This is a genomic window from Streptomyces sp. NPDC091972, from assembly GCF_044756385.1.
Classification (GTDB): domain Bacteria; phylum Actinomycetota; class Actinomycetes; order Streptomycetales; family Streptomycetaceae; genus Streptomyces.
On record NZ_JBIVSV010000011.1, the window covers coordinates 78,517 to 101,108 of the forward strand.

The 22,592-nt window shown below is 72.2% G+C and carries 20 protein-coding genes and 1 riboswitch; of the genes, 9 read left to right on the forward strand and 11 right to left on the reverse strand.

What is annotated here, in order from left to right:
• Positions 1–4 precede the first annotated feature (4 nt).
• On the reverse strand, positions 5–2,416 hold the full coding sequence (locus tag ACIQJT_RS29175) for an MMPL family transporter (RefSeq protein ID WP_365456227.1): 2,412 nt from the start codon (positions 2,414–2,416) through the stop codon (positions 5–7).
• A 164-nt stretch (positions 2,417–2,580) separates the two neighbouring features.
• Here ACIQJT_RS29175 and ACIQJT_RS29180 point away from each other — a divergent pair, with 164 nt between their 5' ends.
• Together ACIQJT_RS29180 and ACIQJT_RS29185 are read left to right on the forward strand one after the other, a co-directional pair.
• Positions 2,581–3,282, forward strand: coding sequence for a response regulator transcription factor (locus ACIQJT_RS29180; RefSeq protein ID WP_053848084.1), 702 nt, complete (start codon positions 2,581–2,583; stop codon positions 3,280–3,282).
• Positions 3,279–4,745, forward strand: a complete 1,467-nt coding sequence (locus ACIQJT_RS29185; protein ID WP_402648500.1) for an ATP-binding protein — start codon at positions 3,279–3,281, stop codon at positions 4,743–4,745. The genes ACIQJT_RS29180 and ACIQJT_RS29185 overlap by 4 nt, the downstream gene beginning before the upstream one ends.
• 18 nt (positions 4,746–4,763) lie before the next feature.
• Here ACIQJT_RS29185 and ACIQJT_RS29190 read toward each other — a convergent pair whose 3' ends face one another.
• The 4 genes from ACIQJT_RS29190 to ACIQJT_RS29205 form a co-directional block, all read right to left on the reverse strand.
• Complete coding sequence (locus tag ACIQJT_RS29190; RefSeq protein ID WP_365455773.1) at positions 4,764–5,162, reverse strand: ATP-binding protein; 399 nt, start codon at positions 5,160–5,162, stop codon at positions 4,764–4,766.
• A 121-nt stretch (positions 5,163–5,283) separates the two neighbouring features.
• Positions 5,284–6,840 (reverse strand): ABC transporter substrate-binding protein, encoded by a 1,557-nt coding sequence (locus ACIQJT_RS29195; protein WP_402648503.1) that lies wholly within the window; start codon positions 6,838–6,840, stop codon positions 5,284–5,286.
• A 189-nt stretch (positions 6,841–7,029) separates the two neighbouring features.
• Complete coding sequence (locus ACIQJT_RS29200) at positions 7,030–8,421, reverse strand: metallophosphoesterase (protein ID WP_402648505.1); 1,392 nt, start codon at positions 8,419–8,421, stop codon at positions 7,030–7,032.
• Positions 8,422–8,427: 6 nt separating this feature from the next.
• Positions 8,428–8,688 carry an SCO4848 family membrane protein gene (locus tag ACIQJT_RS29205; protein ID WP_007384221.1) on the reverse strand — a complete coding sequence of 87 codons (261 nt, stop codon included), beginning with the start codon at positions 8,686–8,688 and terminating at the stop codon, positions 8,428–8,430.
• A gap of 91 nt (positions 8,689–8,779) precedes the next feature.
• On the opposite strand from ACIQJT_RS29205, the gene ACIQJT_RS29210 reads away from it, so the two are divergent.
• Positions 8,780–10,075: a D-alanyl-D-alanine carboxypeptidase family protein gene (locus tag ACIQJT_RS29210; RefSeq protein ID WP_402648508.1), complete on the forward strand. Its 1,296-nt coding sequence runs from the start codon at positions 8,780–8,782 to the stop codon at positions 10,073–10,075.
• Here ACIQJT_RS29210 and ACIQJT_RS29215 read toward each other — a convergent pair.
• Positions 10,020–10,931 carry a YihY/virulence factor BrkB family protein gene (locus ACIQJT_RS29215; protein WP_402648511.1) on the reverse strand — a complete coding sequence of 304 codons (912 nt, stop codon included), beginning with the start codon at positions 10,929–10,931 and terminating at the stop codon, positions 10,020–10,022. The two genes, ACIQJT_RS29210 and ACIQJT_RS29215, sit on opposite strands and share 56 nt — an antisense overlap.
• Positions 10,932–11,153: 222 nt before the next feature.
• Here ACIQJT_RS29215 and ACIQJT_RS29220 point away from each other — a divergent pair, with 222 nt between their 5' ends.
• A complete protein-coding gene (locus tag ACIQJT_RS29220) occupies positions 11,154–12,527 on the forward strand; it encodes an FAD-binding protein (RefSeq protein ID WP_402648514.1) in 1,374 nt (457 codons plus the stop codon).
• A 95-nt stretch (positions 12,528–12,622) separates the two neighbouring features.
• Positions 12,623–13,378: a decaprenylphospho-beta-D-erythro-pentofuranosid-2-ulose 2-reductase gene (locus tag ACIQJT_RS29225; protein WP_402648517.1), complete on the forward strand. Its 756-nt coding sequence runs from the start codon at positions 12,623–12,625 to the stop codon at positions 13,376–13,378.
• A 48-nt stretch (positions 13,379–13,426) separates the two neighbouring features.
• Here ACIQJT_RS29225 and ACIQJT_RS29230 read toward each other — a convergent pair whose 3' ends face one another.
• A complete protein-coding gene (locus ACIQJT_RS29230; RefSeq protein ID WP_365455794.1) occupies positions 13,427–14,011 on the reverse strand; it encodes a 2'-5' RNA ligase family protein in 585 nt (194 codons plus the stop codon).
• A gap of 184 nt (positions 14,012–14,195) precedes the next feature.
• Positions 14,196–15,209: a tryptophan--tRNA ligase gene (gene trpS / locus ACIQJT_RS29235; protein ID WP_365455797.1), complete on the reverse strand. Its 1,014-nt coding sequence runs from the start codon at positions 15,207–15,209 to the stop codon at positions 14,196–14,198.
• A gap of 142 nt (positions 15,210–15,351) precedes the next feature.
• Here trpS and ACIQJT_RS29240 point away from each other — a divergent pair, with 142 nt between their 5' ends.
• The 4 genes from ACIQJT_RS29240 (at position 15,352) to ACIQJT_RS29255 (ending at position 18,421) form a co-directional block, all read left to right on the forward strand.
• Entirely contained in the window at positions 15,352–15,912 is a 561-nt protein-coding gene (locus ACIQJT_RS29240) for an RNA polymerase sigma factor (protein WP_402648522.1), read from the forward strand.
• A complete protein-coding gene (locus ACIQJT_RS29245; protein WP_402648525.1) occupies positions 15,899–16,816 on the forward strand; it encodes a hypothetical protein in 918 nt (305 codons plus the stop codon). The genes ACIQJT_RS29240 and ACIQJT_RS29245 overlap by 14 nt, the downstream gene beginning before the upstream one ends.
• A gap of 157 nt (positions 16,817–16,973) precedes the next feature.
• Positions 16,974–17,636, forward strand: a complete 663-nt coding sequence (locus ACIQJT_RS29250; protein ID WP_402648528.1) for a hypothetical protein — start codon at positions 16,974–16,976, stop codon at positions 17,634–17,636.
• A gap of 140 nt (positions 17,637–17,776) precedes the next feature.
• Positions 17,777–18,421, forward strand: a complete 645-nt coding sequence (locus ACIQJT_RS29255; protein WP_402648870.1) for a hypothetical protein — start codon at positions 17,777–17,779, stop codon at positions 18,419–18,421.
• 53 nt (positions 18,422–18,474) lie between these two features.
• Here the strand turns inward: ACIQJT_RS29255 and ACIQJT_RS29260 are convergent, their stop codons facing one another.
• The 3 genes from ACIQJT_RS29260 to ACIQJT_RS29270 all read right to left on the reverse strand — a co-directional run bounded on the left by ACIQJT_RS29260 (position 18,475) and on the right by ACIQJT_RS29270 (position 22,587).
• Positions 18,475–19,926: a glycine hydroxymethyltransferase gene (locus ACIQJT_RS29260; RefSeq protein WP_402648531.1), complete on the reverse strand. Its 1,452-nt coding sequence runs from the start codon at positions 19,924–19,926 to the stop codon at positions 18,475–18,477.
• A gap of 41 nt (positions 19,927–19,967) precedes the next feature.
• A riboswitch (ZMP/ZTP riboswitch) is annotated at positions 19,968–20,057 on the reverse strand.
• A gap of 109 nt (positions 20,058–20,166) precedes the next feature.
• A complete protein-coding gene (locus ACIQJT_RS29265) occupies positions 20,167–21,018 on the reverse strand; it encodes an LLM class flavin-dependent oxidoreductase (RefSeq protein WP_402648533.1) in 852 nt (283 codons plus the stop codon).
• A 384-nt stretch (positions 21,019–21,402) separates the two neighbouring features.
• Complete coding sequence (locus ACIQJT_RS29270; RefSeq protein WP_365455818.1) at positions 21,403–22,587, reverse strand: glutathionylspermidine synthase family protein; 1,185 nt, start codon at positions 22,585–22,587, stop codon at positions 21,403–21,405.
• Positions 22,588–22,592 lie beyond the last annotated feature (5 nt).

The window sequence follows — 22,592 nt, forward strand, 5'->3', positions numbered from 1 at the left end:
CACGTCAGTTGACGGCGTCGACCTCGCCCTCGGCCAGTTCGACGTCGTACACCAGCGGCCCCTCCCCCACGACGACGTGCCGCGCGCGCGAGCCGTACGCCGGGGCCGTCGTCGCCAGCAGGTACGTCCCCGGCGCCGGGACCGAGACGATGTACGAGCCGTCGGCCAGCGTCTCCACCCGGTCCAGTTGGCGTCCCCCGGCCGACAGCAGCGTGACGGCCGCGCCCCCCACGGGCTCGCCCTCCGCGGTGCGGACGAAGCCGTGGACGGCCGAGGCGGGGCCGCTGTCCGCGCGGGCCGCCGGCGCGGGCGCCGCCTCCTCCTTCGGTTCCACCGCCAGGTGCGGCAGCCGCTTCTCCAGCCCCTTGGGCAGCCACCAGTTGGAGTCGCCGAGCAGGTGCATCGCGGCCGGCACCAGAGCCGTGCGCAGGATGAAGGCGTCCAGGGCGACCGCGGCGGCGAGTCCCACGCCCGCCATGGCGGCGCCGTAGTCACCGCTGAGCACGAACGCCAGGAAGACGCAGACCATGATCAGGGCCGCGGAGTTGATGACACGACTGGTCTCGGCGAGCCCGACGCGCACCGCGCGCGCGTTGTCCCGCGTGTGCACCCACTCCTCGTGCATCCGGCTGACCAGGAACACCTGGTAGTCCATGGAGAGGCCGAACAGCAGCGACAGCATGATGATCGGGAGGAAGGCCGCGATGGGGCCCTCCTTGCCGAGGCCGAGCAGGTCCAGGCCCCAGCCCCACTGGAAGATCGCGACCAGGACGCCGAAGGAGGCGGCGGCCGCGATCAGGTTCATGAGGGCGGCCGTCAGCGGGACCACGATCGAGCGGAAGGCGATCAGGAGCAGCAGGAAGCCCAGCCCGATGATCGTGGCGATGAAGTACGGCAGCCGGTCCGCCGTCACCGACGCGAAGTCCTTGGAGACCGCCGTGACACCGCCCACGTGCGCCGTGACGCCCGCGTCCGGGATCACCTCGCCCCGCAGGGTGTCGATGAGTTCGTCGGTCTGCTCGGCCTGCGGTGAGGTCGTCGGGACGACCTGGATCACCGTCACGCCGTTGGCGGGGGGCGCGGAGGCCACCTGGGCCACGCCCTCGGTCCCGCGGATCGTGCTGACCAGCGACTCGCCCGCGTCGCCCTCCACGACGACCTGGAGCGGTCCGTTGAAGCCCGGACCGAAGCCCTCGGCGAGCAGGTCGTAGGCCTTGCGGGTGGTCGAGGACGCCTCGTCGTTGCCCTGGTCCACGGTTCCGAGGCGCAGGGACAGCAGCGGCAGGGCGAGCAGCGCCATGACGGCGACCGCGAGGACGGCCACCGTGCGCGGGCGGCGTTCGACGGTCGCGGACCAGCGGGCGGCGAGGCCGCTCGGACGGTCCGTGTCGGGGCCCTGCGCGGCCAGCCTGCGCCGCTGACGGCGGCTGAGGACCCGGTGGCCCAGGAGGCCCAGCAGCGCGGGCAGGAGGGTCACGGCCGCGAGGACGCTCAGGACGACGGTCAGCGAGGTGCCGATGACCACGCCGTCCAGGAAGCGCAGGTTGGTCACCAGCATGCCGGCCAGCGCGATGCACACCGTGCCGCCCGCGAACAGCACGGCCCGCCCGGAGGTGTTGAGGGCGGTGACCGCCGCCTCCTCGGGATCGAGGCCGCGCTGGATGCCCTTGCGGTGCCGGGTGACGATGAACAGGGCGTAGTCGATGCCGACGCCGAGGCCGATCAGGGTGGACAGCAGCGACGCGAGTTCGGGCACGTTGGTGACGTGGCTGATCAGCGTCGTGGAGAACACGCCGGTGCCCACGCCGAACAGCGCGACCAGGATCGGCAGCAGCATCGCGAAGAGCGAGCCGAACGCCAGGAACAGCACGACGGCCGCCGCGAGGATGCCGACGATCTCGGCGGTGCCGGTGGGCGGCTCCTGCACGCGCGTGATGGCCTGTCCGCCCAGTTCGACCTGGAGGCCGTCACCGCGCGCGTGCTCCGCCGCGTCGACGACGTCCTGCACCAGGTCCTTCGGTACGGCGTTCGCCTGCTCCGCGAACGTGACCTGGGCGTACGCGATCCGCCCGTCCTTGCTGACCTGTGCCGCGCCCCGCGCGCCGTACGGGTCGGTGACCTCGCCGACGCCCTTCATGGCGCCGATCTCCTTCAGCGCGGGCTCGATCCGGGACCGTACGGACGCGTCCCGCACCGAACCCTCGTCGACCTTCCACACCACGGTGTCGGTGTCGCCCGCGCGCTCCGGGAAGGCCTTCTCCAGCAGGTCGTACGCCCTCTTGGAGTCCGTGTCCGGCAGCGAGAAGACGTCCGCGTAGTTCGTGCCCGCGGACGAACCCGCCGCGCCGAGGCCGAACAACGCCCCCACCCACAGCAACAGGACCACCAGCCGGTGCCGATAGCACCAGCGTGCCAATACCGCCACGCTCCACACTCCCTGTCGGTCTTCGGTCGGTCCCCCAGGTCCTCGCAACAGGATTGGCGGCACACGCGCGTGTGGACATGAGAGACCCATGACTCTCAAGGAACTCCAAAGGGCGAACCGGCCCGGTTGTCAGTGCCCCGGCCGATACTGGGGGCATGACTGGGGGAGAGACGCGAAGTCCGGGCACCGTGCTGGTGGTGGAGGACGAGGAGAGCATCGCCGACGTCCTCGCCATCGCCCTGCGCTACCACCGGTTCGAGGTGATGGTCGCCGGCTCCGTCCGCGAGGCGCTCGCGCTGACCGACCGCACCCGCCCGGACGCGGCCCTGCTGGACGTCATGCTGCCCGACGGCGACGGCCGCGCCCTCGGCCGTGAGCTGCGCGAGCGGCGGCCGGACCTGGCCGTGGTCTTCCTCACCGCGCGGGACTCCCCCGCCGAGATCGTCGGTGCCCTCGGCTTCGGTGACGACTACATCACCAAGCCGTTCAACATCGACGAGGTCGTCGCCAGGATCTCCGCCGTCCTGCGCCGCACCCGCCCGGCCGACGTCCTGCCGCAGCGGCCCCCGCTGCGCTACGGCGACCTGGAGCTGGACGAGACGACGTACTCGGTGCACCGCGACGGCCGCACGGTCCAGCTCACCCCCACCGAGTACGCGCTCCTGCGCTTCCTGGTGCGCAACGGCGGCCGGATCGTCCCCAAGGAGCAACTCCTGCGCCACGTCTGGCAGTACGAGCACACCCCGCCCGAGTCGACCGTCGTCGAGACCTACATCAGCTATCTGCGGCGCAAGCTGGACACCCTGGGACCGCCGGTGATCACCACCAGGCGGGGCGTCGGATACGGGCTCGCATGAGGCTGCGCCCGCCTCGTCGCCTCTTCCGCGGCCGACAGGGCATCCGCTCGCTGCGCGGCAAGCTGACCTTGGCCAATGTGGCACTGCTCGCGATCGGCATCGTCGCGGCGACCGCCGTGAGCGTGATGGGCATGCGCTACTACCTGCTCGACCAGATCGACAGTCAGCTCATCAAGACCCGGGACTCCTTGGGCGGTTCGCAGCTCACACTGCGGGAGATCGACTCGCTGAGCATGCTGAGCTTCGTCCGCGACCGGCTCATCCCCACGCACGCGGACGAGGAGCGCTCGGCGGGAACCGTCTTCGCGGCCGTCGACAGCCGGGGCGAGCCGATCGGGATCCTCGGCTTCGACCCGAGCGAGTCCCAGCGGGACCTGGCGAAGGCGGCGGGCGACCCGCGCGCGCTCGCCGCCGACTCCGAGCCGCACGACGTCAGCCTGGACGGCTCCACCTACCGCGCCACGGCGGCACGGCTCGGCGACGGCACGTACGCGCTGCTCGCCGCTCCCACCGACGTCCTGCACCAGGGCGTCGCCAAGGCCGTCAAGCTCGACCTCGCGATCGGCAGCCTGCTGCTCGCCCTGCTGGCCTGTCTGACGATGTTCAGTGTCCGGCGCCGGATGCGGCCGCTGGAGGACATGGTGGAGACCTCCTCGGCGATCGCCGAGGGCGATCTGACCCGGCGCATCCCCTCGAGCTGCGGGACCACCCTGGAGGTCGAGCAGCTCCGGGTCGCCCTCAACTCCATGCTCCACCAGGTCGAGTCGGCGTACCGCACGCGCGAGCGCAGCGCGGCCCAGCTGCGCAGCTTCGTCGCCGACGCCTCGCACGAGCTGCGCACCCCGCTGTCCGCGATACGCGGCTACCTCCAGCTCTACGACAAGGGCATGCTCTCCGACCCGGACGAGCGCAAGCGTGCCTGGGCGCGGGTCCTCGCGGAGACCGACCGGATGGGGCGCCTCGTCGACGAACTGCTCACCCTCGCCCGCCTCGACCAGCAGCCCGAACTGCGCTTCAGGAACGTCGACCTGAGCCGGCTGGTGCGGGACGCCGCCGAGGACCTGCGGGTGCAGCAGCCGGACCGGCCCGTCGAGGTCGCCGCCGAGGGCTCCCTGCTGGTGCGGGCCGACGAGTCGGGGCTCAGACAGGTCCTGGGCAACCTGGTGGGCAACGTGCACACGCACACGCCCGCCGACGTGCCGGTGCGGCTGGAGGTCGAGCGCGCGGACGGGGTCGTACGGCTGTGTGTCGCCGACGAGGGTCCGGGACTGTCCGCGCACGACGCGGCCCGCGTCTTCGACCGGTTCTTCCGGGTCGGCGGCGGCGCGGGCAGCGGCCTGGGTCTGGCGATCGTGCAGGGCGTGGTCCGGGCGCACGGCGGTGAGGTGGCGGTGCGCACGGCCCCGGGCGAGGGGCTGGCGGTGACGGTCACGCTGCCGGTGCGGGAGTGCGAGGGGCGGTGACCTGACGCGTACGCCCAATCAGTCGGCCATCACCAGCGCCCACACGGTCTTGCCGTGCCGGCCCCGGCTCCAGACCCCCCACGCGGCGGCGACGTTCTCCACCAGGTGCAGACCGCGGCCGGTCTCCTCGAACTGGCCGACCACCCGCAGCCGGGGCTCCAGCCGGCCCTCGTCGGACACCTCTATGAGGCAGGATCCGTCCGCGAGGGCGGTCACGGCGACCTCGAACTCCCGCTCCAGGAGCGGCCCGTGGCGCACCACGTTGGTGGCCAGCTCCGACACCAGCAGTACCGCGTCGGCGAGTGCCGGATCATCCGGTCCGTGCCCCCAGTCGGCCAGATGGTCCCGGACCCGGCGCCGGGCGAGACCGACGGAAGCCGGGTGCCGGGGCAGCCGGAAGGAGTTGCGTCTCAACACGTCTGCTCCTCACCCCGCACACACCTCCGTCACATGGTGCTGCGTGGAGTGACTGCCCGGCGTCACTCGGGCGGATGCCGGTTCCACGGAAGCGCGTCGGGTACGGCGCGACGGCGCCGGGTCAGATCCAGTCGAGGCTCCAGAGCCGGAAGACCCCCGTGCCGTCCGAGAGGTACTGGCCACCGCCGACGTCCTCGCTGGTGACGACGTATTCCTTGGCCTGCCACAGCGGGATGACCGGGACGTCGCGGGCGACCGACGACTGGACGTCGCGGAAGTCCTGCTCGGCCTCGCCGCGGTCGGCGAAGCGCTGGCTGTCCTGGATCAGACGGTCGACCTCGTGGCTGCTGTAGCCGGTGTTCATGGTGCCGTCGGTGCCGACCAGGGGGGCGCCGTAGGTGTCGGGGTCGGGGTAGTCGGCCACCCAGCCGACCGCGTAGGCGTCGAGCTTCCCGGTCGCCCAGCGCTTCTGGAAGTCCGTCCACTCGTAACCCTTGAGCGTCACCTCGAACAGGCCGCTCGCCTCGAGCTGCCGCTTGAGCTCCTTGGCCTCCGCGGCGGCCGATCCGCTGTTCAGGCCGTAGCCGTAGGTGAAACGGACCGGGGTGCTCACACCGGCCGCCGTGAGCAGGGCGCGTGCCTTCTTGACGCTCGGCTCGGGGTAGGCGTCGAAGAACGACGTGGTGTGTCCGGTGATGCCGGCCGGGATCAGGGAGTAGAGCGGGTCGACGGTGCCCTCGTAGACGGAGGCGGCCAGTTGCTCGCGGTTGATCAGCCAGGCCATGGCCTGACGCACCTCGACGTCGTGCAGCGGCCTGCCCGCGCGGGTGTTGAGGTAGAGGTTGCGGACCTCGGAGCTGTCGGCCTCCGAGACCCGCTGGCGGGGGTCGCTCGGGTTGAGTCCGGCGAGGACGTTCGGCGGCAGCTGGCGGTAGGCGACGTCGATCCGCTTTGACTTCCAGGCGTCGTTCAGTTTGTTCGAGTCGCCGTAGTAGTCGAGCTCGACGGGGCGGCCGGTGCTCTTGATCTCGCCCTTGTAGTCGCCGTTGGGCGCGAGGACCGCTCGCTTCCCCTTGGTGTACGCCGTCAGCTCGTACGGGCCGGTGCCGTCCACGCCGCTGTCGGTGCGCAGGGCGTCGGCGGGGTACTTGGTGCTGTCGACGATGGCGCCGGCTCCGGTGGCCACCTTGAACGGGAAGGTGGCGTCGGGCGAGGACAGCCGGAAGGTGACCGTCCGGCCGTCGGCGCCGACCGACTCCAGGGTGTCCAGCAGGGCGGCCGGACCGACGTCCGAGTTGATCTTCTTGACACGGTCGAAGGAGTACTTGACGTCCTCGGCGGTCATCTCGCGGCCGCTCGGGAACTTGATCCCCTTGCGCACCTCGCAGCGGTAGGTGCGCAGATCACTGCCCACGAAGGCGCAGCTCTCGGCGGCGTCGGGCACCGGTGTGGCACTGCCCGGCTCGAAGGCGAGCAGGGACTGGAAGACGTTGTTGAACAGCGCCCACGAACCGGCGTCGTAGGCGCCGGCCGGATCGAGTGCGGTGACCTCGTCGGTCGTCCCCACCTTGATCGTCCTGCCCGTCTCCCCGTCGGACGGCAGCAACTGCCAGCCGCCTACCCCCACGGCCCCCAGAACGAGCAGCGTCGCGAGAATCCGCATGCGAACCGAACGCATCGGTTTGCCCTCCCCTGACCCCTTCGGGTCCCCATGCACGTGCCACCCCCTAGTGGCGCGGATCACCTAATCACACGTGTTTCGCCTGGGGGAAGAGGGATTTGTCGAGTTGGGCAAGACGTTACCGCGAGCGGTTTCGGCCATGTTTCACAGCGCTCGCACAGCACCCGGAGAGCGTTCGTGCCGCGGTCAGGCCTGCTTCGACGCCAGTTCGATCACGGTGATGTCCGAGGGGGCGCCCACGCGCGTGGGCGGGCCCCAGGCGCCGGCGCCGCGGCTGACGTACAGCTGGGTGTCGCCGTAGCGCTCCAGGCCGGCGACCGTCGGGTTCGCGGCCTCGGCGAGGAGGTTGCCGGGCCAGAGCTGGCCGCCGTGGGTGTGGCCGGAGAGCTGGAGGTCGACGCCGTGGTCGACGGCGTCGTGGATCTGGACGGGCTGGTGGGCGAGGAGCACGCACGCGCGTGCCGTGTCCCGGTCGCCGAGGGCCTTGGCGAAGTCGGGGCCCTGGCCCTCGCTCTCGCCCGCGATGTCGTTGACGCCGGCGAGGTCGAACCAGGGCAGTTCCGTACGGTCGTTCTCCAGCGGGCGCAGACCGAGCCGCCGTACCTCCTCGACCCACTGCGCGGCGCCGGAGAAGTACTCGTGGTTGCCGGTGACGAAGAACGACCCGTGCCGGGCCTCCAGCCGGGCCAGGGGGGCGGCTGCGGGGCCGAGGTCCTTGACGCTGCCGTCGACCAGGTCGCCGACGACCGCGATCAGGTCGGGCCGGGTGGAGTTGATGGTGTCGACGACCTTCCGGGCGAAGCCGCGGCCGAGCACCGGGCTCAGGTGGATGTCGCTGACCACCGCGATCCGGTAGCCGTGCGCCGCGCGCGGGAGCTTCGCCAGCGGCACGGTGACCCGCTTGACCCCGGGGCCGCGCAGCACGCCGTAGGTGCCCTGGCCGACGGTCCCCACGGCGGCCGCGGCGGCGGCTCCGGCGACGACCCGGGCGACGAACAGGCGTCGGGACGGGGCGGCGGGCGTGGGGCCGGGGGTGGGCCCCTGCGGCTCCTCGGACGCCGGTCCGCCCTGCCCCCGCTCCCGCGGCTCCTCGGACGCCGATCCGCCCTGCCCCCGCTGCTCCTCGGACGCCGGTCCGCCCTGCCCCCGCTGCTCCTCGGACGCCGGTCCGCCCCGCGCCGGCTCCTGCGCCTTCTCGGCGGGCGCTCCCGCGGGCACCCGCTCCGGATGCGGTACGGCGGCCACGGCAGGCTCCCCGCGCCGGTCCCGGCGTTCGAGGAAGCGCCGCAGCAGGGACCGTACGATTTCGCCCGCCACGACCGCGAGCAGCAGGTAGACCGACAGCGCGAGCCACAGGAAGCCGGGCCACGCCAGCACCCGCTGGAGCCAGAAGGGCGCGCCGGTGCGCTCCGCCGCCAAGGCGGCGATCGCCAGGGCCCAGCCGCCCCCGATGAGCACCGCGCCCACGCGGCGGGCCCGGCCGGGGCCGCGGGTGGTGTCGCGGAAGAGGCGACGCCACAGGTACCAGTTGGCCGTCACGAGGACGGTCAGGGCGAGCAGTGCGAAGACGATGACCACGGTCTGCTAACTCTCCGGGGTCGGCTGTGAGTTCCGGCGCAGTGCGCGCACTCCACGCAACCCGATGAGCCCGACGACCGTCCCCAGTACGAAGGAGACGACAGCCAGCAGCAGGTGCACCCAGAAGTACCCCGTGGGGTCGCCCGCGTCGTCGAATGCGAGCCCGCTGGCGTCCTTGACGAGGTTCTTGACGAAAGTGATCCAGATGATCCAGCTCCACACCCCGAAGGCGAGCAGGAACCAGGAGACGGGGCGGCTGAGCTTCATGGGTCCAGTATCGCGAGCCGCCGCGCGTGGCGGCGGCCGGGGTGGGGAGGGCCCTGGGAGTTCGCCGTCGGCGGCATGTACGTTCCTGAGCGTGTCCGCACCCCTGAAGAAGACCGCCGGGCGATCCCTGCTGGTCACCTCCGCCGCCCTGTCCTCCCTCGCGCTGACCGCGCCCCTCGCCCCCGCGGCCCCCGGCCCCACGCCGAGCGCCTCCCCCAGCGCCACTCCCCCGGCGAGGATGTCGACCGTGGGCGGCGCGCGGCTCGGTCTGGCGGGCACCCAGGTCAATCTCGCGAGCGGGGTCCCGGTGCTGCCGAAGGACATCACCGCGCGGTCCTGGATCGTCACCGACGCCGAGTCCGGCGATGTGCTGGCCTCGCACAACGCACACTGGCGGCTGCCTCCGGCGAGCACCCTGAAGATGCTCTTCGCGGACACCCTGCTGCCGAAGTTCGCCAGGAACGAGAAGCACAAGGTCGTCCCCTCCGACCTCGCGGGCATCGGCGCCGGCTCCAGCATGGTCGGGATAAAGGAGGGCGAGACGTACACGGTCCACGACCTGTGGCTCGGCGTCTTCCTTCGCTCCGGCAACGACGCGGTGCACGTCCTGTCGGCGATGAACAAGGGCGTCGCCAAGACCGTCGGCGAGATGAACGCACACGCCGAGGAGCTCCAGGCCCTCGACACGCACGTGGTCAGCCCCGACGGCTACGACGCCCCCGGGCAGGTCTCCTCCGCCTACGACCTGACCCTGTTCGCCCGCTCCGGACTCCAGAAGAAGGACTTCCGCGAGTACTGCTCGACGGTCACCGCGAAGTTCCCCGGCGAGACCAAGAAGAACAAGAAGGGCAAGACGGTCCGCACGCCCTTCGAGATCCAGAACACCAACCGGCTGCTGAGCGGCGACTACGACATCTCGCAGTACCAGGGCATCGCAGGTGTGAAGAACGGCAACACCACCAACGCCGGGGCCACCTTCACCGGTGTCGCCGAGCGCAACGGCAGGGTGCTGCTCGTCACCGTCATGAACCCGTCGAAGGAAGGGCACAACGAGGTCTACAAGGAGACCGCGAAGCTCTTCGACTGGGGCTTCAAGGCGGCCGGCAAGGTGCAGCCGGTGGGTGAGCTGGTGCCGCCGAAGGGCGCCGCGCAGCCGGGGACCTCGGGGCAGGCGGGGGGCGGCTCCGGCGGCTCCGGTCGGTCCGCGGGCCCGGCGGCCTCGGACCAGCCCGTCGCGTCCGCCACGGCCGACGGCGGCTCCCGCGGCATGGAGACGGCCTTCGCGATCGCCGGCGGCCTCCTCGTGCTGCTCGCGGGCGCCGCGTTCCTCGTCAACCGCCGCTGGCCGCTGCCGGATCTGGTACGCCGTCGCTCGTCCCGTCCGTGAGCTCCTGCTCCTTGCTCCCCGTCGCCGTCCACGCGGCGCAGAACAGCACCAGTTTCGCCGTGAAGTTGATCCACAGCAGCAGGGCGACGGGGACGCCGAACGCGCCGTACATGCTCTTCGTCGCCACGCCCTGCATGTAGCCGCTCAGCAGCAGCTTCAGCAGCTCGAAGCCGACCGCGCCGGTCAGCGCGGCGACGAACAGCCGGCGGCGCCCCGGCTCGACGCCGGGCAGCAGGGTCAGCACGTACAGCAGGAGCAGGAAGTCGGCGAGCACGGCGATGACGAACGCGGCGGCCTGGAGCAGGGCCCGGCCCGCGCCGCCCTCCTGGAGGCCGAGCTGCCCGCCGATCCAGTCGACCAGCGCGGAGGCGACGGTGGAGATGGCGAGGGTGACCAGGACGGCGCCGCCGAGGCCGACCAGGATGCCCAGGTCCTTGCCCTTGCGCAGGACCGGGTTCTCGTCCTCGTCGGGCAGCTCCCACACGGCGCGCAGGCACTCACGCATCGAGCCGGCCCAGCCGATGCCGGTGAAGAGCAGGGCGGCCGCGGCGATGAGGCCGACGGTGCCGGCGTTCTGCACCAGGTCGTCGATGTTGAGCTGGTCGGAGATGCCGGGGACCTGGTCGGCGATCTTGTCCTGGAGGTCGTTCTGCTGTTCGGTGCTGAGCGTGGCGGCGGCGATCGCGGCGGCCACGGTGAGCACCGGGAACAGCGCGACGAAGCTGGTGAACGTCATCGCGGCGGCCAGCCGGGTCCACTTCACCCGGTCCAGCCGTTCGTACGACCGCCACGCGTGCGTGGCCGTCAGGCGCACCCAGAGGGGCCCGACGACGGGGAGTCTCTTCAGCCAGTCCATGATCGGATCTTGCCCTCCGCGCGGGAGACCGATGTGCGAGTACCCCGAAAACGCGGGACGGCGGAGCCTGCCGTTCGGGTGAGCCGATGGCCGCAGGTCACCGTGCCGGGCGCGAGCCGCGCCCCCGGCACTATTGGGTGACATCCCACTAATCACCCATTTCGGGTAGAGCAGTGATGTTTGCCGGTGAATCACCTCCATAGCGGCGATACGGTCACCGGCATGTCCGTCGACACCGTTCCCGCCACGGGGTGGGGCCGCACCGCCCCCACCGCGGCCCGTCCGATCCGTCTGCGCGGCTACGAGGAGGCCGTGGCCGCCGTCCGGGGCTGCGGGGCCCGCGGCGGCATTCCGAGAGGCCTGGGGCGTGCCTACGGGGACGCGGCGCAGAACGCCGGCGGCGCGGTGTTCGACATGACCGCTCTGAACCGTGTGCACGCGATCGACGCCGAGGGCGGCACCGTGCTGTGCGACGCGGGCGTCTCCCTGCACCGGCTCATGGAGGTGCTGCTGCCTCTCGGCTGGTTCGTGCCGGTGACGCCCGGCACCCGCCACGTCACGGTCGGGGGCGCGATCGGCGCGGACGTGCACGGCACGAACCACCATGTGTCCGGCTCCTTCTCCCGCCATGTGCTGTCCTTCGAACTCCTCACCGCCGACGGCGAGATCCGCACCGTGCGCCGCGGCACGCCCCTGTTCGACGCGACCACCGGCGGCCTGGGCCTGACCGGGATGATCCTCACCGCCACGGTCCAGCTCCAGCCGGTCGAGACCTCGCTGATGTCGGTCGACACGGAACGCGCGCGGGACCTCGACGACCTGCTGGTCCGGCTGACGACCGGGGACCGCGGATACCGCTACTCGGTCGCCCGGATCGACCTGATGGCGCGCGGGGCCACGACGGGGCGGGCGGTGCTCACCCGGGGCGACCACGCACCGCTGGAGGCGCTGGAGAGGCCGGGGCCGCTCGCCGGGGGCGCACGTGCGCGCAGAGACCCGCTGGCCTTTCGGCCGGGGCGCTTCCCGGCCCCGCCCGCCCTCCTCCCCGAGGGACTCGTCAACCGCGCGACCGTGGGGCTGTTCAACGAGCTCTGGTACCGGCGGGCGCCCCGCGCGCGTACCGGCCGGCTGCGGAGGATCTCCGCGTTCTTCCACCCCCTGGACGCCGTGCCCCACTGGAACCGGGTCTACGGCCGCGGCGGCGTCGTGCAGTACCAGTTCGTCGTCGGGCACGGGCAGGAGGAGGCCCTGCACCGGATCGTGCGGCGGATCTCCGGGCGGCGGTGCCCGTCGTTCCTCGCCGTCCTCACGCGGTTCGGGGACGCCGGCCCCGGATGGCTCTCCTTCCCGGTGCCCGGCTGGACCCTGGCCCTGGACGTCCCGGCCGCCCTGCCGGGCCTCGGCGCCCTCCTCGACGAGCTGGACGAGGAGGTGGCCGCGGCCGGCGGGCGGGTCTGCGTCGCCAAGGACTCCCGGCTGCGGCCGGAGCTGCTCGCCGCGATGTACCCGCGCGTCGACGACTTCCGCGCGCTGCGCGCGGAGCTGGACCCGCGCGGGGTGTTCACCTCCGACCTGTCCCGCCGTCTCACCCTCTGAGTCCGCCGGGCGCCCCGGCCGGGGCCGCCGCGCGACCCGGCCCGCCCGTACGACCCCGGCCGCTGCACCACCCAGGCCCTCCCAAGGAGCTGCTCGTGAAGGACGCCTTCGGCATCCCCCAGTCCCTGCTCGTCCTCGGCGGCACGTCCGAGATCGCGCTGGCCACCGCCCGCCGTCTCGTCGTCCGTCGCACCCGCACGGTGTGGCTGGCGGGGCGCCCCTCGCCCGGCCTGGAGTCGGCGGCCGCGCAACTGCGCGCCCTGGGGGCCGAGGTCCGCACCGTCGACTTCGACGCGCTGGCCCCCGAGTCGCACGAGACGGTGCTCGGCAAGGTGTTCGCCGAGGGCGACATCGACATGGTGCTGCTCGCCTTCGGGATCTTCGGCGACCAGGCCCACGACGAACGCGAGCCGGTCGCCGCGGTGCGGGTGGCGCAGACCAACTACACGGGCGCCGTCTCGGCCGGCCTGGTGTCCGCGCGCGCGTTGCAGGCCCAGGGGCACGGCTCGCTCGTCGTGCTGTCCTCCGTCGCCGGCGAACGCGCCCGCCGCGCCGACTTCATCTACGGCTCCAGCAAGGCCGGCCTGGACGCCTTCGCGCAGGGGCTGGGCGACGCCCTGCACGGCACGGGCGTGCACGTGATGGTCGTACGGCCGGGGTTCGTGCGCTCGCGGACGACCGCGGGTCTGGAGGAGGCGCCCTTCGCGACCACTCCGGAGGCCGTGGCGGCGGCCGTCGAGCTGGGTCTGCGGCGCCGCTCGGAGACGGTGTGGGTGCCGGGAGCGCTGCGCGTGGTGATGTCGGCGGTGCGGCACGCGCCGCGGGCGCTGTTCCGGCGGCTGCCGCTGTAACTCCGGGTATGGCCGGTGAGAGCGCGGCGACGGCGGCTGTACCTGAAGTTACAACTGGCTCGTGGGCAGGGAGCCGCGCTCCACGTGCCCCGCCTGGGGCGGCACGACGGATCCCCCGAAGGGGAACTCGCGCAGCTTGCGCCACACCCCGTCGGCGCCCTGCTCGTAGAGCGCGAAGCCGGTGCAGGGCCACTCGGCCTCGAAGTCGCCGAGCTCCTCGAACGCGCGGTCCATGGCCGCCTCGTCGATGCCGTGGGCGACCGTGACGTGCGGGTGGTACGGGAACTGGAGTTCCCGCGCGACCGGCCCGGAGGCGTCACGGACCTGCTTCTGGAGCCAGGTGCAGGCCTCGGCGCCCTGGACGACCTGGACGAAGACGACGGGTGACAGCGGCCGGAAGGTGCCGGTGCCGGACAGCTTCATCGGGAACGGCCGGCCCGCCGCGGCGACCTCGGCGAGGTGCGCCTCGATCGCGGTCAGCGCGGTGTCCGCGACCTCCGTGGGCGGCAGCAGGGTGACGTGGGTGGGGATGCCGTGAGCCGCGGCGTCGCCGAAGCCCGCACGCCGCTCCTGGAGCAGGCTGCCGTGAGGCTCCGGGACCGCGATCGACACACCGATCGTTACGGTCCCCACGTCGTCTCCTGTTCGTCCCGGTCGTCCTGTCGGACTGGTTCCCAGCCGTCCGGCTATCGACTGTACGGCCACGGCTGTGCTGTGGGCAGGCGCAGGCATAGTGATGTGCAGCGCTCTGCCCGGTGGTGCTGGTGTGCGGTGGTACGCCCGGTGCCCGCCGGCCGGTGCCGGCGGGCTTGGGCGGTCAGTGCTTGGCGGGCAGGAAGCCGACCTTCTCGTACGTCTGGGACAGGGTCTCCGCGGCCACCGCGCGGGCCTTCTCCGCGCCCTTGGCCAGGATCGAGTCCAGCGTCTCCGGGTCGTCCAGGTACTGCTGGGTCCGCTCCCGGAACGGCGTGACGAACTCGACGACGACCTCGGCGAGGTCCGTCTTGAGCGCGCCGTAGAGCTTGCCCTCGTACTGCTGCTCGAGCTCCGGGACGCTCGTGCCGGTCAGGGTCGAGTAGATGGTGAGCAGGTTGCTGACGCCCGGCTTGTTCTCGACGTCGTAGCGGATGACGGTGTCGGTGTCCGTGACCGCGCTCTTGACCTTCTTGGCGGTGGTCTTCGGCTCGTCGAGGAGGTTGATGAGGCCCTTCGGCGTGGACGCCGACTTGCTCATCTTGATCGACGGGTCCTGGAGGTCGTAGATCTTCGCCGTCTCCTTGAGGATGTACGGCTTCGGGATCGTGAAGGTCTCGCCGAAACGGCCGTTGAAGCGCGTGGCGAGGTCGCGGGTCAGCTCGACGTGCTGGCGCTGGTCCTCGCCCACCGGGACCTCGTTGGCCTGATAGAGCAGGATGTCCGCGACCTGGAGGATCGGGTAGGTGAACAGGCCGACGCTCGCGCTGTCGGCGCCCTGCCGGGCGGACTTGTCCTTGAACTGGGTCATGCGGGAGGCCTCGCCGAAGCCGGTGAGGCAGTTCATGACCCAGGCGAGCTGGGCGTGCTCGGGGACGTGGCTCTGGACGAAGAGCGTGCAGCGCTCCGGGTCGAGGCCCGCGGCGAGGAGCTGGGCCGCGGCCAGGCGGGTGTTGGCCGTGAGCTCCTTCGGGTCCTGCGGAATCGTGATCGCGTGCAGGTCGACGACCATGTAGAACGCGTCGTGGGACTCCTGCAGGGCCACCCACTGGCGGACGGCGCCGAGGTAGTTGCCGAGGTGGAACGAGCCTGCGGTGGGCTGGATTCCGGAGAGCACACGGGGTCGATCAGAGGCCATGCGCACCATTCTCTCAGGTGTCGGGGGCCGATCCGGAACCAGTCGGAAACAGATGTGCCACGGGTGGGAACCGATTCGGTCCGGGCGGTGTACCCATCATGTGAGGACGCGGGAGGGGGGCCGCATCGTCGATGAGGCCGCGGTGATCGCACGCGTACGCGCCGGAGAGCCGGAGGCGTACGCGGAGCTGGTGCGGGCCCATACGGGCCTGGCCCTGCGAGCGGCCGCGGCGCTCGGGGCGGGTGCGGACGCGGAGGACGTGGTGCAGCAGGCCTTCGTCAAGGCGTACTGCTCGCTGGGCCGCTTCAAGGAGGGCTCGGCGTTCAAGCCGTGGTTCATGTCCATCGTGGCCAATGAGACGAGGAACACAGTGCGCACGGCCGCCCGGCGGCGCACGCTCGTCGGCCGCGAGGCGGCCCTCGTGGAGGCCGAGCCGCTGATACCGGAGTCGGCGGACCCCGCGACGGCGGCCGTGGAGATAGAGCGCCGCGCCGCGCTGGGAGCCGCGCTGAGGAAGCTGAGCGAGGAGCACCGCCTGGTCGTCACCTACCGCTATCTGCTGGAGATGGACGAGTCCGAGACGGCCCAGGCCCTGGGCTGGCCCCGGGGGACGGTGAAGTCCCGGCTGAACCGCGCGCTGCGCAAGCTCGGCAAGCTGCTGCCCGAGTTCGAGCCCCGGGAAGGGGGTGATGAGCGTGAGTGAGTCCTACGGCGGTGAGGGCCCCGGCAAGGCGGCCCGGGAGCGGGCGTCCGGGCTGCCCGAGGAGCTGCGGGCGCTCGGGCGCTCGCTGGACGCTCCGGGGGCGGACGGGGCCGAGTCGATGGTGGAGCGGGTCCTGGAGCAGATACTCGCCGAGCGGCTGCCGGTCCCCGCGGCCCGGGCGGCGGGGCCCGGTGAGCGGCTGCGGGCGGTGCGGCGGTGGACGCGGGCGCGGTGGCGTTCGCTGGCCGCGGCCCTGTGCGGGCTGCTGACGGTGCTCGCGCTCACGCCTCCGGTGCGGGCGGCGGTCCTGGACTGGTTCGACTTCGGCGGGGTCGAGGTGCGGTACGACCCGTCGGCGGTCCCCTCGCCGGGCGCGCAGGTCCCCGGCTGCGGGCGCTCGCTCTCTTTGGCGCAGGCCGAGCGGCGGGCGGGGTTCGAGCCTCTGGTGCCGGCCGCGCTCGGGACGCCGGACGCGGTGACGGTGACGGCCGAGCCGCGGGGGCGGTCGCTGGTGAGCCTGTGCTGGCGGGAGCGGGGGCGCACGGTCCGGCTGGACGAGTACCCGGCGCGGCTGGACATCGGCTTCGCCAAGAGGGTGCGGGAGCAGCCGGAGTGGCTCTCGCTGCACGGGGACGACCCGGATTCCGGGGCGGTCGACGACACGGCTCTGTGGTTCCCGCGGTCCCACCTGCTGAGTTTCTGGCTGGTGGACGCGTCCGGCTCCTACACCCGCGAGAAGCGGACCGCCGGACCGACGCTGCTGTGGATGCACCGGTCGGACGTCCTGGACGGGCCGGATGTGACGCTGCGGCTGGAGGGGGTCGCGTCGAAGGCGCGGGCGGTGGAGATCGCGCAGTCTCTCGGCGGGCCGCGGGGCGAGGGCGCCGGGAAGTCCTCGGACTAGTGCCGGCGAGTGGGAACCCCGCCGGGCCGGGCGGTGTACCTGAAGTGACACGCGGCTCGCGGACGGGCCGCACGGGGATCTTCTGTTGGGGGTCGGCATGAGGAGCAGCACGGGTGGACTGAGGGGCCGTTGTCGGGAACTGGCGGCGGGGGCGGGTGTGTTGACGGCTGTGCTCGCCGTGTCGGTGTGGGGTGCGCCGTCCGCGTCGGCGGGCGGGCCGACGAGCGTGCTGGTGGTCTCACCGGAAAGCGCGGAGACGGCGTCGCTGTACCGCTCCGACGAGGAGTACGGCGAGCTGGAGCGGCTGCTCGGTCCTTCGAGCGCGGGCACCCGCACCAAGCCGCCCGAGGCGAATCTGCTCGCCGCCCGGCAGATCAACGTCACATGGATGGCGCACGACGTCTCACCGTGGCGGCTGGACCAGGTCTTTCCGCTGGCCGACGGGGACCAGGTGTGGATACACACCGCGGCGAACGTTCCGGAGACGGTGAGCGGTTATTGGCACCGCACGAAGAACCCCGCCCGACTGCGGGCCCTGCTGGCGGACTTGGGAGTGATGGGCAAGGCGTCCGGCGAGGGCCACGCCGTCTTTCCCGCCCCTGCGGAGGAGGAGCCGGCGAGCGACGTGCAGGCGGGGGACACGGAGGCGTCCGGGATCCCCTCCTCCGCCGCGGACGCCGGCACCGGGTGGTGGTGGGCGTTTCCGGGCCTGGCTGCCGGGGCGGTCCTGGCGTGGCTTCTGCGGCCGTTCGCGCCGCGGAAGCCGTGGGAGCGGCTGCGCGGGGAGCCGGGGCCGCGCCAGGAACTGCGCGATGTGTGACGAAAGGACGTGCTCGCGAGCTTGAGGAAGGGAGGCCGAGTCGATCGAGGGGGATGACAGTGCGGAGCAGACTCGCATTACTCGGGCGCACACCACGCAGGTCGCTCGCGGTGTTCGCACCGTTGGTCGCGGCGGTGACCGTGCTCGCGGCGCCTGCGGCGGGTGCGGCGACACCGCCGACCGGGCGGGCGGGTCTGGACAGGCCCGACCTGGCCATGGTCGTCACCGGTCACTCGGGGCGGGCGCGGGCCGTGGGTGCCGACGAGCCGTACTTCACGCGGCTGTGGCAGCTCCTGCAGCCGACGTACACGGGCACGGAGCGGGTGTCGGGCGCGTGGGAGGAGGGCCGCTATCCGGCGGTGCGGTTCACCGTGCTGTGGGGACTGACGGGGGTCGGCGGCTGGCCCCGGACGGATTCGGCGCCCGGTGGTGATGTGGTGGTGGCGCGGGAGGACCAACTGTTCCTCGCCGGGGATGGCACACCGTGGGTGCGTTCGGATCCGGCGCCGGAGCGGGAGGACGACGACATCCGCTGGCACCGGGCCCCGCGGGAGGTCTACGCCCGGCTCGACCGGGTGGGCCTTGCCGGCGGTGCCGGAGGAGGACCGGGCGCGGAGGCCGAGCGGCCGGAGGGCCCGGACCACGGCGTGTGGTGGGCGGTGCCGGGGCTCGTCGTGGGATTCGCGGCGGGGATCGGCGGCACGCGACTGATACGCCGCGCGGCGGTCGGGCCGGGAGCCGGACCGCCGCGGGACGAACCACGACAGGAACTCATCGATCTCTAGAAGTCACCGGTCCAGGAGCCACCGGTCCTTGACAACTCAAGAGAGGACGCGGGTCAGCCGAGGTCGACCTCCGGGTACAACGGGAAGCCCGCCACGAGGTCGGTGGCGCGGTGGGAGATCTCCTCGGCGACCTTCGGGTCGAGGACGTGCTGGGCCTTGGAGGGGGCGCCCTTGCTGGTGGTGCCGGGCTCCGTGGTGGTGAGGACGCGGTCGATGAGACCGGCGACCTCGTCCATCTCGGCGGTGCCGAGGCCCCGGGTGGTCAGGGCGGGGGTGCCGATGCGGATGCCGGAGGTGTACCAGGCGCCGTTGGGGTCGGCCGGGATGGCGTTGCGGTTGGTGACGATGCCCGACTCCAGCAGGGCCGCCTCGGCCTGGCGGCCGGTGAGGCCGTAGGAGGAGGCCACGTCGATCAGGTTGAGGTGGTTGTCGGTGCCGCCGGTGACCAGGGTGGCGCCCCGGCGCATCAGGCCCTCCGCGAGGGCGCGGGAGTTGTCGACGATCCGCTGGGCGTAGTCCTGGAAGGAGGGCTGCCGGGCCTCGGCGAGGGCGACGGCCTTGGCGGCCATGACGTGCGGGAGGGGGCCGCCGAGGACCATCGGGCAGCCGCGGTCGACCTGGTCCTTGAGGGAGTCGTCGCACAGCACCATGCCGCCGCGCGGGCCGCGCAGGGACTTGTGGGTGGTGGTGGTGACGATCTGGGCGTGCGGCACCGGGTCGAAGTCGCCGGTGAGGACCTTGCCGGCGACGAGACCGGCGAAGTGGGCCATGTCGACCATGAGCGTGGCGCCGACCTCGTCGGCGATCTCGCGCATGATCCGGAAGTTCACCAGCCGCGGGTAGGCCGAGTAGCCGGCGACGATGATCAGCGGCTTGAACTCACGGGCCGAGGCGCGCAGCGCGTCGTAGTCGACGAGGCCGGTGGCGGGGTCGGTGCCGTAGGAGCGCTGGTCGAACATCTTGCCGGAGATGTTGGGGCGGAAGCCGTGGGTGAGGTGGCCGCCGGCGTCCAGGGACATGCCGAGCATGCGCTGGTTGCCGAAGGCCTGGCGGAGCTCGGCCCAGTCGGCGTCGGAGAGGTCGTTGACCTGACGGACGCCGGCCTTCTCCAGGGCGGGGACCTCGACGCGCTGGGCGAGGACGGACCAGAAGGCGACGAGGTTGGCGTCGATGCCGGAGTGGGGCTGAACGTAGGCGTGGCGGGCGCCGAAGAGTTCCTTGGCGTGCTCGGCGGCCAGGGACTCGACGGTGTCGACGTTGCGGCAGCCGGCGTAGAAGCGGCGGCCGACGGTGCCCTCGGCGTACTTGTCGCTGAACCAGTTGCCCATCGCGAGGAGGGTGGCCGGGGAGGCGTAGTTCTCGGAGGCGATCAGCTTGAGCATCTCGCGCTGGTCGTGGACCTCCTGGCCGATGGCGTCGGCGACGCGCGGCTCGACGGCGCGGATCACGTCGAGGGCGGCGCGGAAGGCCGTGGACTCGGGGGACAGGGGCTGCTGCTCTGACATGGCGGCCTCCGGGCTGCGTGGCTTGAAGCGGTCACGGTTCACGGTTCGGCCCAGGCGCACGGCACTTGGTCACTCACAGGCCGCTCCCTGATGGTCCGTCCCATCCCAGCGCGCCAGTCACGGCCTGTCGGTCAGCCTACCGGGCACGTCGGAGGGCACCTGTGCGGCGTCCACCATGCGAGCGACGGCTTCGAGGCCGGGCCGCGGGGTCCGGTCCTCGAAGCCGTGGCGCGGTGGAGGTCAGAACAGGGTGTCGGCGAGGCGGTCGACCTGGTCGGCGTCCGAGGCCCAGCAGTAGAGCATCACCTCGTCGGCACCGATGCCGAAGTAGGCGTCGACGGTCTCCCGGATCTGCCGCGGTGTGGTGAGCAAGCCGGCCTCCATGTACGCGACGTGGCCGCTGAAGGCGTAGTAGTCGCGCAGGTTGCGAAGGGCCCGTTCCTGGGTGCTGTCCGGGCCGAGAACGACGTTCGCCTGGGCGACCAGGCGGGGGCGGCCGGGCCGGTCGTGCTTCTGCCAGGCGGTTTCGACGTCGCGGAACAGGTTGGACATGAACGAGGGCGGCAGCGCGGCGCCGAGGAAGCCGTCGCCGAAGCGGCCGACCCGGTCGAGGGCTGCGGGGGCGAAGCCGCCGAACAGGACCTCGGGGCCGCCCGGGGTGGCGGGAGCGGGTCCGACGGGGCCGACGCCCTCTCCGTACGGCTCGCCCGACCAGGCGCGGCGCAGCAGGGTCAGCTGCTCGTCGAGGCGACGGCCCCGGCGGTGCAGGTCGATACCGGCGGCGAGGCAGTCGTCCTCGCGGCCTCCGATCCCGATGCCGAGCGTGAAGCGACCCCCTGAGAGGCGGTCGAGGGTCGCGGTCTGCTTGGCGAGCAGGGCCGTGTTGTGGAGGGGCGCGAGCAGCACCTCGGTCTGGACGCGGATGCGGGAGGTGGCACCGGCGAGGGTCGCCAGGGTGACGAGGGGCTCGGGGTTGTCGTAGACGAGGCGGTCGAGCAGGCCGAGGGTGCGGAAGGGGCCTGCGTCGGCGCGCCGGGCCCAGGTGAGCAGTTCGGCGGGGTCGTCGATGGGGAGGCCGAGGCCGATGTTCATGGGAGAGTCCTCCGGAGGGCATACGGGATCCGCCGGTCGGCCGGATCCTGTGCCGCCCCTCCGTGGTGCCACGCGCTGTGCGCGGACCTGCTCCCGTTCTGCGGCGATGGTTCAAGAGAGCGTGTGCGTCAGAGTGCGGTGACCGTAGCGCGGGTGGGCGGGACGCGACAACGCGTTTTTTGTGGGGGCCGCCGGAGGGGGCGGGTGGCGCGGCGCGGGGTGCCCTGCCGGACCGGAAACCCGACTCGCCCCGACGCCTGACACAACCGCCAGGTCATGGCGCCGGGGGCCCGCAAGACGCGCGGTTCGACTCAGCCGCAGCCGGAAGACGCCCCGGCTCCCCCAGCTCCCCGCCCCCCGGACCTTCGCCCTTCGCCCTCCGCCTCAAAGAATCACGTGCGGCAAGAAGCGGGCGTACTCGTCCGTGATCAGGCCGGCGGACTCGCGGATGCCGAGGCCGGCCGGTTCGTCCTGCACGACCCAGGCGCCGAGGACGACGTGGTTGCCGTCGAAGTCGGGGAGGGGGGCGAGTTCCTGGTAGCAGCACGGCTCCTCGCGGGGGACCGCACCGGTGCCGGGTGCGTGGACCGTCACCCCGGCGCCCTCGCGGCCGAGCAGGGGCTTGGCGACGTAGCCGGTCGTGGCGGCCAGGTGCCGGGGGCCGTCGAGGTAGGCGGGGAGGAGGTTGGGGTGGTCGGGGTACAGCTCCCAGAGGATCGCGAGGAGGGCCTTGTTGCTCAGGAGCATCTTCCAGGCGGGTTCGATCCACAGGGTGCTGCCGGTGCCGCCGCCGTTGTCGAGGGTGTCGAGGACGTGGCCGGCGAAGCGGTCCGTGGTGAGCCACTCCCAGGGGTAGAGCTTGAAGCAGCTGCGGATGAAGCGGAGCTGGTTGTCGACGAAGCGTCCGGAGAGGGGGTCCCAGCCGATCTCCTCCATGGAGATCCAGTCGGTGTCCAGGCCGGCCTGCTCGGCGGTCTCCTTGAGATAGGCGACCGTCATGAGGTCCTCGCCGAGTTCGTCGGCCGAGGAGTGCGCGAAGTAGAGCGGGCTGCCGGGCGGCAGGAGGGCGGCCTGCCTCTTCCAGGCGGCGACGAGGCGTTCGTGGAGGGAGTTCCACTGGTCCGCGCCGGGGAAGCGCTCCTCCATCCAGAACCACTGGGGCGAGGCGGCCTCGACGAGGGAGGTGGGGGTGTCGGCGTTGTACTCCAGCATCTTGGCCGGGCCGTCGCCGTCGTGACGGAGGTCGAAACGGCCGTAGACGGAGGGGAGTTCCGCACGCCGCTGCCAGGACTCGGCGACCGCCTCGGCCACCCGGGGGTCGGTGATGCCGAGGTCGGCGAAGCGGTTCGCGGTGGCGATGTGATCGGCCGCAGCCAGGCACATGCCGTGCAGGGTCTCGACGGTCTCCTCCAGCGCCTCCACCTCCGGGAGCGTGAAGGAGTAGTAGGCGCTCTCGTCCCAGTAGGGGCGCAGGGAGCCGTCGGGATGGCGGGTGAGCGGGTAGACGAGGCCCTGGGCCTCGACGGTGCGCTGCCAGTCGGGACGCGGGGTGATGGTGTGTCGGCGCATGATGC

Coding starts and splice junctions, on each gene's coding strand:
- ACIQJT_RS29180 (WP_053848084.1), top strand. CDS start 2,581: ATGACTGGGGGAGAGACGCGAAGTCCGGGCACCGTGCTGGTGGTGGAG.
- ACIQJT_RS29185 (WP_402648500.1), top strand. CDS start 3,279: ATGAGGCTGCGCCCGCCTCGTCGCCTCTTCCGCGGCCGACAGGGCATC.
- ACIQJT_RS29195 (WP_402648503.1), bottom strand. CDS start 6,840: ATGCGTTCGGTTCGCATGCGGATTCTCGCGACGCTGCTCGTTCTGGGG.
- ACIQJT_RS29205 (WP_007384221.1), bottom strand. CDS start 8,688: ATGAAGCTCAGCCGCCCCGTCTCCTGGTTCCTGCTCGCCTTCGGGGTG.
- ACIQJT_RS29215 (WP_402648511.1), bottom strand. CDS start 10,931: ATGGACTGGCTGAAGAGACTCCCCGTCGTCGGGCCCCTCTGGGTGCGC.
- ACIQJT_RS29220 (WP_402648514.1), top strand. CDS start 11,154: ATGTCCGTCGACACCGTTCCCGCCACGGGGTGGGGCCGCACCGCCCCC.
- trpS (WP_365455797.1), bottom strand. CDS start 15,209: ATGGCCTCTGATCGACCCCGTGTGCTCTCCGGAATCCAGCCCACCGCA.
- ACIQJT_RS29245 (WP_402648525.1), top strand. CDS start 15,899: ATGAGCGTGAGTGAGTCCTACGGCGGTGAGGGCCCCGGCAAGGCGGCC.
- ACIQJT_RS29260 (WP_402648531.1), bottom strand. CDS start 19,926: ATGTCAGAGCAGCAGCCCCTGTCCCCCGAGTCCACGGCCTTCCGCGCC.
- ACIQJT_RS29265 (WP_402648533.1), bottom strand. CDS start 21,018: ATGAACATCGGCCTCGGCCTCCCCATCGACGACCCCGCCGAACTGCTC.
- ACIQJT_RS29270 (WP_365455818.1), bottom strand. CDS start 22,587: ATGCGCCGACACACCATCACCCCGCGTCCCGACTGGCAGCGCACCGTC.